Genomic DNA, 11169 nt, shown 5'->3' on the forward strand with positions numbered 1-11169 from the left:
AGTAGCCGGGTCACCTCACGTTGTGATTACCCGCGAACAGGTTGGTCGGGTCGTACTCCGCCTTGACCGAAGCGAGCCGCTCGTACGTCGCGGCCGGGTAGACCGCCGCGACATCGTCGTCGGTCGCGGTGGCCAGGAAGTTGGCGTAGGCACCAACAGCGTACGGAGCGAGCTCCGCCCACAGCGCGTCCAGATCCGGCTTCGCGGCCGCGATGACCGGCGGCGGGCCGATCTTGGTGGTCGCGAACATCAGCTCCGCCTCGCGATGCGCGTACGCCGTGGCGTCTCCGGCGACCCGGGACACCGCGCCGCCGACGCTGCGGATCGCGATGATCGGCGTGGCCTCGGTGACAGCCGTCCCGGCGAGAATCCGCAGTACGTCGGCCACTGAATCGGCGTTGGCGAAACCGCTGCGGGTCGTCAGCTGGATGCCCGGCGGGGGAGTCATCCCGTCGACCAGGACGTCGGCGTACGGCTTGAGCGCGACGTCGTCGGCGATCACCGTGCCGAGCGCGCGGATCGGGTCGATCGCGCGGTTCGCGGCGTCGAGGTCGTCGCCGTCGTACGCGAGGTGGATCTCGACCGGCGCGTTCGGGCCGCCCGCGAACGGGTTGGCCAGGTTCGCGATCGTCGTGAGCTCTTCCGGCGCGGTCCGCATGTACTCGCCCCAGCCGGCCAGCACCGTGGCCGCCTCGGCCGCCGGGAACGCGACCTTGCCGAAGAACACGTCCGTTGTCGGGTGCGCGGTGAACTCGAACGCAGTGACGATCCCGAAGTTCCCGCCGCCACCCCGCAGCGCCCAGAACAGCTCCGGGTGCTCGTCGGCGCTCGCCCGTACGACGTCACCCGCCGCCGTCACCAGCTCGGCCGCGACCAGGCTGTCCATCGCAAGCCCGTACTTGCGGACCTTCCAGCCGATCCCGCCGCTCAGCGTCAGCCCGCCGACGCCGACGCTCCGGGTGTCACCCGACGAGATCGCCAGCCCGTGCGGCGCCAGCGCGGTCGCGACCTGCCCCCACGTCGCGCCGCCGCCGATCCGCACCAAGTGCTTGTCCTTGTCGACGACCTCGACCGCGGTCAGCCGGCTGAGATCGATCACGACCCCGCCGTCATTCGTCCCGAACCCCGGGAAGCTGTGCCCGCCACCCCGGACCGCCAGCGGCAGGCCCTCGTCGCGAGCGAACCGCACCGCCGCCCGCACGTCCTCGACGCTCACCGGCCGCAGCACGTACGCCGGGCTCCCACCCACCAGCACGGTCCGGCCGGCAACGTCGTACCCCTCGTCGCCGGGCCGAACGACCTCGCCACCAAACCCCTCAAGCGTTGCGCTCATCATTCGTCCTTTGTGTTCGCCTCTGTTCGACAAACACCTGACGGTGCCGCGGCCTGATGTGTGACGTGACTCAGGTCACATCCGTCTTCTGGCTGAACGCACACCGCCACCCGGCCGGCGTCGGTACGTAGACCTGGCTGATCCACTCGTCGGCGGCGTACGACGCACCCTCCCAGGAACCCGTGCTCGCCTTCCGTGCCGTGAGTACGACGGCATCCCCGGCGACGGCCACCCGCTCGCCGCCGACCACCCGCATGCTGTGATGCGCCAGCCGCCCGTCCGCGATCCACTCCAGGATCTCGGCTCGCGTCACCACACCGGTCGGTCCGACGTACACCCAGTCGTCGGTCATGAACCGCCCGACCTGCTCGGCGTCGTTGCCGATCAGCACCCGATCCCACTCAGCGGCAACCGCCCGCACCTGATCCTCGATCGTCATCCACCCATCTTGAGGGACTTCAGCAGGGCCGACACCAGGCGGGTGGCGCGGGCGTCGCCGTGGCCGATCATCTTGTTGGTCGTGTAGGCGAACGCGATCCCGTGCTCGTCGTCGCCGAACGCGAACTGGCCGCCGGCGCCGTCGTTGGCCAGTGAGCGCGGACCGAGCGTCGGCCGGAAGCTCTCGGAGTTGAGCAGGAAACCTGACCCCCAGCGCGCGCCCGCGTCGAACCCCAGGTAGCCCTTGCCTGCGGAGATCTCCCGGGCTGCATCGGTGGCGGTGTCCGGCGTCAGGAGCCGCGGGGTGTCGTCGATGCCGGTGAACGCAGCGGCGTACACACCGGCGAGGCCGGTCGCGGAAGCCACGGCTCCGGCGCCGGGAAGCTCCATGCCCAGCAGGTCGAAGGAGTTCCAGCCGTGCGGCGAATCGAGACCCGGGAAGTCCAGCACGCCGTTCATCGTGACGATGCGGGTCAGCAGGTGATCGGGCGGCAACTGCGGCCGCCCTTCGGCCTCCTCCAGCCAGGCCAGCGTCGGGAGCTCGTCGGCCGGCAGACCGATCCACGCCCGCAGCCCGAGCGGATCGCCAACGACAGAACGGAAGTACGCCCCCGGTAACTGGCCGGTGATCCGCCGGACGACCTCGCCGAGCACGAAGCCGAAGACGTGACCGTGGTACTCGTACGCCGTACCCGGCTCCCACAACGGCTTCTGCGCCTCGACGGCCGCCACCACCGGCGTCCAGCGAGCGATCTCCGCGAACGGCACTGTCCGGTCCAGCACCGGGATCCCCGCGCGGTGCCCGAGCACCATCCGGCAGCTGATCTCGTCCTTGCCCTCAGCAACAAACGACGGCCAGTAGGTGCCGATCGGCGCGTCCAGGTCCAGCTGCCCCGACTGCGCGAGCAGGTGAATGACAACGCTCACCAGCCCCTTGGCACACGAGAACACTGGTACGACGGTCTCCGCCGACCACGTACGTCCCGGTGCGGCCTGCCCGTCCCACAGCTCGACCACCTTGCGACCACCGGAGTACACCGTGACCGCGGCGCCGACCTCTGGGAACAGCGAGAAGTTCTCCTTGAAGGTGTCCGCGACCGCGCCGAACCCCTCGTCCACCCAACCGCCCATGGTGGGCAGCCTAAGCGGCGCCCACCGATGAGCACGACCGAATTACGGCAGCACCCACTTCTGGCTGACGGCCGTCGAGCAGGTGGCGACGATGAGCCTAGTGCCGTTGGCGCTCGCCCCACCCGTGGGCGTCAGGCACAGCCCCGTGGCCCGGTTCACCAACGTGCCGTCCGTCCGCGGAGTCCACTTCTGCGGCATGCTCCCGTCACAGGTCCACAGCGTCGCCGCCGTACCCCGCGCGTCCAGGCACTTCCCCAGCGTCCGCACGGTCCCGTCCTCGGGCGACGGGGTCCACAGCTGGTTCGCCGATCCCTTGCAGGTATAGAGAATCGCCGGCGTCCCGTCCGCGGTAGCAGCCTGGTAGACGTCCATGCACTGGTTGGCGATCCCGGTCACCGCGCCGGTGTCCTGGAAGATCCCGAACTCCCACAGCGAGTAGTACGACCCCGCAACGCCACGCGCCGTCGCGTTGATCCGTACGTAGCGCGCGTAGTTGGGACTGAACAGCAGGCTGTCCGTCCCGCCGTCACCAGCGGCCGTCGAGTAGACCGTCTTCCACGTGCGGCCGGACCCGGACACCTGGATTTGATACGCCTTCGCGTACGAGGTCGACAGCCAGTTCAGCAGCACCTGGTTGACCACCTGAACCGACCCGAGGTCGACCTGCAACCACTGCGGATCCCGCCGCGCGCTGGACCACGCCGTCGACATCGACCCGTCCACAGCCTTCGCCGCCTCCCGCCCGGCGAGGTAGACGCTCGAGGCAACGGCCGGTCTGCCACGGGCGAGATTGCGCTTCACGCCGTACGTCGCTGTGTACGTTGTCGGCGTCGCCGGCGCGATGAGGTTGTGGCTTCGCGCGCCACCGTCCGACCAGGACGCGAACCGGTACAGCAGGTTGGCCGAGGCCTGGAACGGATCCGCCGACACCGAGGTGCTCGAGCCGACAATCGTCGTACCGACCGCGGGCGCCTTCACGGTCTTGTTGAAGTACGTCACCTGCAGCCCCGACGGCTGGCTCGCGAACGTCAGCGCCACCGTCTTCGGGTCCAGCCGCACGCTCTTGACGTCCGTCAGCCCCTGCGCGTCCGTCGCGGTCAGCTTCAGCTCGAGGTACGACGGATACTCGTGGTCCGGCGCGGTGAACGAGCCACTCGCCCCGGTCATCGACGTGATCGTATGCGTGTGGCAGTCGCTCGGGCAGTGGTGCATGATCAGCGTCCACGTCAGCGCCGAACCCGGCAGCGTGCCCTGCTCCGGGTCCGTGGCCGAGCCGGAGAAGCTGATCTTGTCGCCGACCTTCCACGTGGTCACCGGACCGGGTGACGTGATCAGCGCGGTCGGCGCGGTGTTCGCCACGTTGATCTGCATCGAGGTCGTACCGGTGGTGTGCCCGTCCGACACCTTGAGCCGGGCCATCACCTCGCCGGCCGTCGTGTACGTGTGCTGGACCGTCGCCGCGGTCGAGTCGTCGTACTGGCCGTCGCCGTCGAGGTCCCACGCGTACGTCAGCGGATCACCGTCGGCGTCGTTGGATGCGGTCCCGTCGAACGTCACCGTCAGCGGCGTCGGACCGCTCGACGGGTCGGCCTGGATCACCGCGGTCGGCGGGTTGTTCGTGGCGTCGTACACGTAGCGCAGATGCGGCCGTTGTCGTAGTCGACCGTGAACAGGTCGCCGCCCGGACCGCTCTGCAACCGCGTCGAGCCGTACCCGGACGCGATGACCTGGATCTTCGCCGGGTCCGGCAGCCCGTTCGAGCCGGGCATCATCGCCCACACACAGCGGCGGCTGTAGTCGGAGAAGAAGAGCGCGCCGTCGTACTCCGCGGGGTAGTTACCGCCGTGGTAGAACGACATGCCGGCGATCGACGAGCTGCCGACCGTGCAGGTCTCGTTCAGTACGACGTGATCGGCGTGGTTGTAGGCGTAGTACGGCATGGCGACCGCGGACGAGCCGGCGGCGTACAGGGACTCGCAGATGCCGGCGTTGAGGGAGTCGTACCCGGGTTGGCGGTTGGGCCCCTCGTAGCAGGGCCAGCCGAAGTTCGTGACCGCCGCGGTCGGGTTGACGACGCGGTCGATCTCTTCCCAGGTGGAGTAGCCGACATCGCCGATCCACAGCTCGTTGGTGCCCGGGCGGAACGCGAACCGCATCGGGTTCCGTAGGCCGTGGGCGACGATCCGGCGGGCGTTCGGGTCGGTGCTCGCGGCGAGCGGGTTGTTCGGCGCGGCCTGGCCGGTGTCCGGGTCGATGCGGATGATCGAGCCATCCAGACCGGTCGGGTCGGAGGTGGTACGGACGTCCTGGGCGCGGAGCGCGCCGCCTTCGGCGGTCGGGAGGGTGGGAGCCGTGCCGACCGGCGTCGTACCGTCGCCGCACGGATTGTCGGGGGTTTCGTCGGACGCCGGGTAGCTGTCCTGGCCGTAGTCGACGTAGTTGAAGCTGCCGCCGTCGCCGCCGCCGGCGTAGAGCATGCCGTCGGGACCGAACTCGATCGAGCCGATCGAGTGGCTCGGGTACACCTGGCACCAGTCCTCGACCAGGACCTGCTCGGCACCGTTGCGGTTGATCACCGAGAGTCGCGCGCTGGCCTGGCAGCCGTCGCCGGTCGGACCGGGTGGCGACGGGCACGGGTCGTCGTTCGTGTTCGCCGTACCCCACTTGGGCGTCGGGCCGCCGATCAGGCCGTCGTGCGTGTAGAGCACGTAGATCCGCGGGTCCGTGGGAAAGTTCGGGTGCAGCGCGATGCCGAGGAGGCCGCGGTCCCAGTAGTTGTAGACCTCGGTGCGCAGGTCGGCGTACACGCTCGGCGTCGGGTCGTCGAGCGAGTCGAAGACCTTGATCAGGCCGCTCTTCTCGGCCACGAACACCCGGCCGTCCGGCGAGAACGCGACGTTCGTCGGATTGGTCAGACCGCTGAACACGACCTGCTCGCTGAATCCGGGCGGTGTGACCGCGGCCCGTGCCGAGTCGATCACCACCAGTGGCAGCAGGATCAACGCACAGAACGCGGCCAGCACACGACGCACCAGCGTGGCGGAAACCTTCATGATGCCCCCAGGCAAAGAAGCCGGTGCCCTGCCCTCACAAGCCCCCACAGGCACCGGAACGCCCGCCAGCATGACTTCCGCTCCGGCGCCCGCGCAAGACCAATCCGACATTCGTTTCAAACACGCGACCGGTCGTCACCTACCCGATTCACCTGTGCACACTGGGCTAGTGATTTCGAGCGTCCGAGCGTTACCCGGTGGTCCGGGCGTGTACCGCTTCCGTGACGGTGACGGCCGCGTGCTCTACATCGGCCGGGCCCGGAACCTGCGCCGGCGCGTCCAGTCCTACTGGGTCAACCTCGGTGACCGTCCGCACCTGGCCCGGATGGTACGGCGGATCGCCCGGGTGGAAGGGGTTTGGTGCGACTCCGAGCACGAGGCCGCGTTCCTGGAGCGGAATCTGCTCGAGCACACCAAGCCGCGCTGGAACCGGACCGAGGGTGGGGCCGAGGTCGTCGGGTACATCCGGTTCGAGGACGGAGTCAAGCCGGGGCTGCGGTTCGAGCACACGGTCAGCGGTGCTTCGCGGCACTTCGGGCCGTACTTGGGTGGGCTGCGGATCCGGCAGGCGATCTCGGGGCTGCAGCGGGTGCTGCCCTTGCAGTACGCGGTCGAGGGGGACTCGTCGGCGCAGGAGTTCGGGCGGCTGTTCGGCGTCGGGCCGGCGGATCGTGACGGGCTGGTGCAGACCGCGATGGCTGTGCTCTCGCGGGATCCATCGGCGGTCGCGGCGTTGCGCGGCGAGCTTGTCCGGCGGCGGGACCTGGCGGCCGGCCAGCTGCGGTACGAGTTCGCGGCGAAGGTGCAGGGGGAGCTCGAGGCGTTGGAATGGTTGGTCGCCGAGCAGAAGGTGGCGCGGCTGGAGCCGCAGGACTTGGACGTGTGGGGCTGGGCGGACGGCGTACTCGTGCACTTCGAGATGCGCGCCGGCCGGATGTGTACGTGGTCGCAGCGGGCGGCGTCGGAGACGACCGCGCGGGAGCGGGTGGAGGGTACGCCGGAGCTGTGGCGCGAGTTCGCCCAACGCAACGCCGAGCTCGCGGTTCGGCTGCGTGACTCCGCGGGTACGTAGGATCGGTTGGTATGACGCAGCAGCCGTGGGACACGCCGCCGGCGCCGAACCGCGGACGAGGGCCGCTGGTCGTGGTGATCGCGCTCGTCGTGGTGCTGATCGCGTTGGTGGCAACGGGTGTCGTCCTCGTTCTGAAGCGCGACGACCACAAGCCGGCGCAGCCGCACACCGCGCAGGTGGTCCAATTCAGGCGGGTGCTGAAGGCGACGGCGGGCACGTGCAGTACGCCGGCGCCGCAGATGGTCTGCGGTACCGACGGGACGGCGTACCTGCTCGGGCCCGTGGAGCTCGACGGCAGCCACATCTCCGAAGCTCGCGCGCAGCAGCGGGACACCACCTGGTACGTCGGTCTGAAACTAGATGCCGAGGGCACCAATCTGTTCACCAAGCTGACGACGTCATTGGCCGGTAAACAACCGCCGGCCAATCAACTGGCCATTGTCGTCGGCAACCAAGTCGTCACCGCGCCGACGATCAGCTCGCCGATCACGGGCAGCCAGCTGGAGATCTCCGGCAACTACACGAAGCAGCAGGCCGAAGACCTCGCCGCGAAAATCACCGGCTAGCTGCGACGTACGGGTGCTGACCCGGGTACTGGAACCGCACGATCGCATGCGGCGCCTGCCCGGGCCACGGGGAGTGCTCGACCCGGCGGTAGACGAAGTACCCGTTGCGTACGGTGGCTACGCCGACGTACCCGTCGGCCGTCTGTACGGTCACCTTCGGCGCGCGTCCCTTGGGTGCTGGGCCGAACACCGAGGTCACGCTTGACCTTGGGGCTGCTCCACGGCCCTCGGCTGCGCTCTTCCGCAGCACGAGGGCGGGGGAGCGGCCAGGTACGACGGAAAGCCGCGCGCCATTGCCCCACTCGGTCGTGCAGAACGCGGCTGGTCCGGTGGGCAGCTTTCGCACCATCGCGTAGCCGAAGGTGTCGTTGACCGAGACGACGAGCGGCCAGTTCCAGGCGGACGCGGTCGCGCCGTCCGCCGTCGTACAGACGCCGGTGCTGCCGCCCGGCGGCATCGAGGGCAGCCCCCACGGCAACGTCGTCGGGGCGGGCGCGACCGGTGCTTCGTCAGCGCGGTCCATTGTCTTGAACGCAACCACGGTCGAGGCTGCCACGACACAGATCGCGGCCGCGGTCGCGGTTGCTGTCACCAGCCGGCGGCGCCGTACCTGCCGGCGGCCGGTGCTCACGAGGGCGGTCAGGTCGGGGGCGTACGGTGCCTCGTGCTCGAGCGCGTCCGTCATCAGTTCCTTGAGCTGGTTCGTCACGTCAGCCTCCCAGTCCGGCGAGGTCGAATCCGGCGAGCGCAGGGTGCCGGCGCAGCTTCTCGAGCGCGCGCAACGTCTGGCTCTTCACGGTCCCGGGCCGGCACCCCAGGACATCGGCGGTCTCGTCGACGGACAGGTCGTCGAAGTACCGCAGTACGACGCAGGCCCGCTGGCGATCGGGGAGCTCCGCCAGCGCCTGCGTGATCGCGAGCCGGCGCTCGGCCCGGCCCAGGTGGTCGGTCGGGTCGGCCTCGGTAGCGAAGTACGACTCGCCGCCGACGACCTCCGTGCTGGACCTCTTCCGGAGCCCGTCCAGGGTGGCCGAGACGACCGCCTTGCGTGCATACGTATTCAGGCCGGTGCCGTGCAGCTTCGGCCAGCGCCGGTACAGCCGCAGCAGCGCGTCCTGGGTCGCGTCCTCGGCCCGGCGGCGGTCACCGCAGAGCAGGTACGCCGTCCGCCACATCGCGTCGGCTTGATGGGTCACGAAGGCGACGTACTCGCTCTCCGCGTTACTGTCCACGCCTGCCTCCTCACCGTCGCGCTGGGCAATAAACGTGCCCGGCGCGGGTTCGGTTGCATCAGCGGTTGGTGACCTCGAAAGCGACGATCGCCGCTGCGACCGCGACGTTGAGCGACTCGACGCCCGCCTGCAGCGGGATCTGCAGGTCGGAGTCGGTCTTCACGGTGATGCCGTTGGTCTCGCCGCCGAGCACGTAGACGGCGCGCGGGGCGAGCTCGGTCTTGAAGAGCGAGTCCTGGGAGCGGGCGGACAGCCCGTACACGTGGTAGCCCGCCGTACGCAGCAGGTCGACCGCGGCCTTGGCCGTCGAGGTGTTCACGATCGGCGCCTGGAACGCGATGCCGGCGGACGCCTTGATGACCAGCGGACCGACGTGCGGCGTACCGGCGCGGGGGAGGATCACGCCGTCGAAGCCGGCGCCGGTCGCGGTCCGGAGGATCATGCCGACGTTGCCGGGGTTGGTGACGCCGTCGAGCAGGAACACGTTCGTCGGGCGCTTGCCGCGTTCGCGGATGAACTCCTCGAGCGGCGTCATCCGCGGCGCGTTGACGTCCGCGACCACACCCTGGTCGTGCTTGCCGTTGCCCGCCAGCCACTTCACCCGGCTCGCGGTGGCCCGCTCGACCGGGGTGCCGTCCTGCTCGGCGGCGCGCAGGATCTCGTGTAGCGAGCCGCCGGTCGCGTTGTCCGCGACGACGACCTTCGCCACCGACAGCTTGGGATCCTGCAACGCCTCGAGCACCGGCTTCCGCCCGTAGACGGTGATCCACTTGTCCCGCGGCGACTTCTTTCCTTCCACCCGCCCGACACTACGCGAGTGGATTGGTGGCCTTGCCGTCCAGCCACAGCATGTTGCTCGGGTCCGCGTGCGTACCACCGCTGCCGACGTGCTTGTCGCTGATCTGCGGGCCGTTCTTGATCACGTGCACGAGCGCCATCCCATGACCGCGGCCGAGCTCGTAGTCCTCCTTGAGCCAGTCGAGGATGACGCCGGACTTGATCGCTGGCGCGTCGTACCCCTTGGTCTTGGCTTCGTCGACCAGCTGCCGGGGGGTCTTGCCGGTCTTCTCTTCGATCTTGTCCAGATACGCCTGGAAGGACATGTCGGTCTCCTTTGGTCCGTTGCCTGGGCGTCGAACGAGGTTGGGCGAAATCGACAGGGTAGCTGGCCGAGGTATAATCGAGCAGACGTTCGATAGGAGGAATCATGGCTGACGTGCAGCCGGTACCGGAGAAGGACCCGGCGGAGTGGACGACGGGCGACGAGCCGATGACCGGACCACAGGCGTCGTACCTGCACACGCTGGCGCAGGAGGCGGGCGTCGGCGTACCGGACAACTTGTCGAAGGCGGACGCGTCGAAGCTGATCGACGACCTGCAAGCTAGGACGGGTCGCGGCTCTCGAGGATCTTGAGGATCGCGGCGACCGAGCGGTCGACGTCGTCCTCGTCGGTGGTCCAGTTCGAGACCGAGATCCGCATCGCGGCCTTGCCCTGCCAGGTGGTCCCGGACATCCAGCAGGTCCCTTCCTGCTGCACCGCCTTGACCACGTCCCTGGTCCGCGCGTCATTACCGAACCTGACCAACACCTGATTGAGCACCACGTCGTTGAGCACCTCGACGCCGTGGCTGGTCAGCTTGTCTTTGAACCGCTGCGCCATCGCATGCCCCCGATCCACGATGTCCGCGATCCCCTCCCGCCCCAACGCCCGAATCGCGGCGTACACGGGAATCCCGCGAGCTCTCCTGGAGAACTCCGGGTTGTAGTCGAGACTGTCCCGCTCCCCATCCTCATCCTGAATCAGATACGCCGCCCTGATCGACATAGCCGCCCGATGAGCCTCCGGATGCCGGCAGAACACCAGCCCCGAGTCATACGGCACATTGAGCCACTTATGCGCATCAGTAGCCCACGAGTCCGCCAACTCAACCCCATCAGCCAGCTGCCCGAGCGCCGAACTAACCCTCGCCCAAAGCCCAAACGCCCCGTCCAGATGCACCCACGCCCCCCGCGCATGCGCCACCTCACAAACTTCCCGCACCGGATCAAACGCCCCAGTATTAACATTCCCCACCTGCGCACAAACGATCGTCGGCCACCCCCCACCCGCGCCGCCTGCGGCACCGCTCACACCGCCACCACTGCCTGCGCCACCGCCCGCCTCGCTGGCACCGCCCGCGACCCCGTCCTCGCCGCGGGCACCGCCGCCCGCACCGCTACCGCCGGCGCCGTCCGCACCACCTGCGCCACCACCTGCGCCACCACCTGCGCCACCACCTGCGCCACCACCTGCGCCACCACCTGCGCCACCACCTGCGCCACCACCTGCGCCACCACCTGCGC

At 69.1% G+C, this 11169-nt stretch carries 14 protein-coding genes; 3 read left to right on the plus strand and 11 right to left on the minus strand.

Going from position 1 to position 11169, the window contains the following annotated elements; translation table 11 throughout:
* Positions 1 to 10 precede the first annotated feature (10 nt).
* From AB0E69_RS16865 to AB0E69_RS16885, 5 genes are all read right to left on the minus strand, one after another.
* The gene (locus AB0E69_RS16865; protein WP_360145733.1) at positions 11 to 1333 is read right to left on the minus strand and encodes an FAD-binding oxidoreductase; all 1323 of its coding nucleotides are present in this window, start codon (positions 1331 to 1333) and stop codon (positions 11 to 13) included.
* Positions 1334 to 1403: 70 nt separating this feature from the next.
* A complete protein-coding gene (locus tag AB0E69_RS16870; RefSeq protein WP_360145736.1) occupies positions 1404 to 1772 on the minus strand; it encodes a nuclear transport factor 2 family protein in 369 nt (122 codons plus the stop codon).
* Positions 1769 to 2902, minus strand: a complete 1134-nt coding sequence (locus AB0E69_RS16875; RefSeq protein ID WP_360145739.1) for a serine hydrolase domain-containing protein — start codon at positions 2900 to 2902, stop codon at positions 1769 to 1771. Before AB0E69_RS16875 ends, AB0E69_RS16870 begins: the two co-directional genes overlap by 4 nt.
* Before the next feature lie 42 nt (positions 2903 to 2944).
* Positions 2945 to 4534 carry a ricin-type beta-trefoil lectin domain protein gene (locus AB0E69_RS16880; RefSeq protein WP_360145742.1) on the minus strand — a complete coding sequence of 530 codons (1590 nt, stop codon included), beginning with the start codon at positions 4532 to 4534 and terminating at the stop codon, positions 2945 to 2947.
* The gene (locus AB0E69_RS16885) at positions 4498 to 5955 is read right to left on the minus strand and encodes a PQQ-dependent sugar dehydrogenase (protein ID WP_360145745.1); all 1458 of its coding nucleotides are present in this window, start codon (positions 5953 to 5955) and stop codon (positions 4498 to 4500) included. Before AB0E69_RS16885 ends, AB0E69_RS16880 begins: the two co-directional genes overlap by 37 nt.
* Before the next feature lie 208 nt (positions 5956 to 6163).
* On the opposite strand from AB0E69_RS16885, the gene AB0E69_RS16890 reads away from it, so the two are divergent.
* The gene (locus AB0E69_RS16890) at positions 6164 to 7027 is read left to right on the plus strand and encodes a GIY-YIG nuclease family protein (protein ID WP_360145748.1); all 864 of its coding nucleotides are present in this window, start codon (positions 6164 to 6166) and stop codon (positions 7025 to 7027) included.
* An 11-nt stretch (positions 7028 to 7038) separates the two neighbouring features.
* Entirely contained in the window at positions 7039 to 7593 is a 555-nt protein-coding gene (locus AB0E69_RS16895) for a hypothetical protein (protein WP_360145751.1), read from the plus strand.
* Here AB0E69_RS16895 and AB0E69_RS16900 read toward each other — a convergent pair.
* The 4 genes from AB0E69_RS16900 to AB0E69_RS16915 are packed head-to-tail and all read right to left on the minus strand — an operon-like array spanning position 7583 to position 9928.
* Complete coding sequence (locus AB0E69_RS16900; RefSeq protein ID WP_360145754.1) at positions 7583 to 8302, minus strand: hypothetical protein; 720 nt, start codon at positions 8300 to 8302, stop codon at positions 7583 to 7585. The two genes, AB0E69_RS16895 and AB0E69_RS16900, sit on opposite strands and share 11 nt — an antisense overlap.
* 1 nt (position 8303) lies before the next feature.
* On the minus strand, positions 8304 to 8825 hold the full coding sequence (locus AB0E69_RS16905) for a SigE family RNA polymerase sigma factor (protein ID WP_360145757.1): 522 nt from the start codon (positions 8823 to 8825) through the stop codon (positions 8304 to 8306).
* A gap of 58 nt (positions 8826 to 8883) precedes the next feature.
* On the minus strand, positions 8884 to 9624 hold the full coding sequence (locus tag AB0E69_RS16910; protein ID WP_360145760.1) for an RNA methyltransferase: 741 nt from the start codon (positions 9622 to 9624) through the stop codon (positions 8884 to 8886).
* Between the two features lie 10 nt (positions 9625 to 9634).
* The gene (locus AB0E69_RS16915) at positions 9635 to 9928 is read right to left on the minus strand and encodes a DUF4287 domain-containing protein (RefSeq protein ID WP_360145763.1); all 294 of its coding nucleotides are present in this window, start codon (positions 9926 to 9928) and stop codon (positions 9635 to 9637) included.
* Between the two features lie 104 nt (positions 9929 to 10032).
* Here AB0E69_RS16915 and AB0E69_RS16920 point away from each other — a divergent pair, with 104 nt between their 5' ends.
* Positions 10033 to 10239, plus strand: a complete 207-nt coding sequence (locus AB0E69_RS16920) for a DUF3072 domain-containing protein (RefSeq protein WP_360145766.1) — start codon at positions 10033 to 10035, stop codon at positions 10237 to 10239.
* Here the strand turns inward: AB0E69_RS16920 and AB0E69_RS16925 are convergent.
* The gene (locus AB0E69_RS16925) at positions 10208 to 10957 is read right to left on the minus strand and encodes a pyridoxal-dependent decarboxylase (protein WP_360145769.1); all 750 of its coding nucleotides are present in this window, start codon (positions 10955 to 10957) and stop codon (positions 10208 to 10210) included. The genes AB0E69_RS16920 and AB0E69_RS16925 overlap by 32 nt on opposite strands.
* Positions 10954 to 11169 (minus strand): hypothetical protein (locus AB0E69_RS16930; protein ID WP_360145772.1); only part of this gene is annotated, 216 nt, incomplete at its 5' end. The genes AB0E69_RS16925 and AB0E69_RS16930, both read right to left, overlap by 4 nt.

Source organism: Kribbella sp. NPDC026611 (assembly GCF_040638345.1).
GTDB lineage: Bacteria > Actinomycetota > Actinomycetes > Propionibacteriales > Kribbellaceae > Kribbella.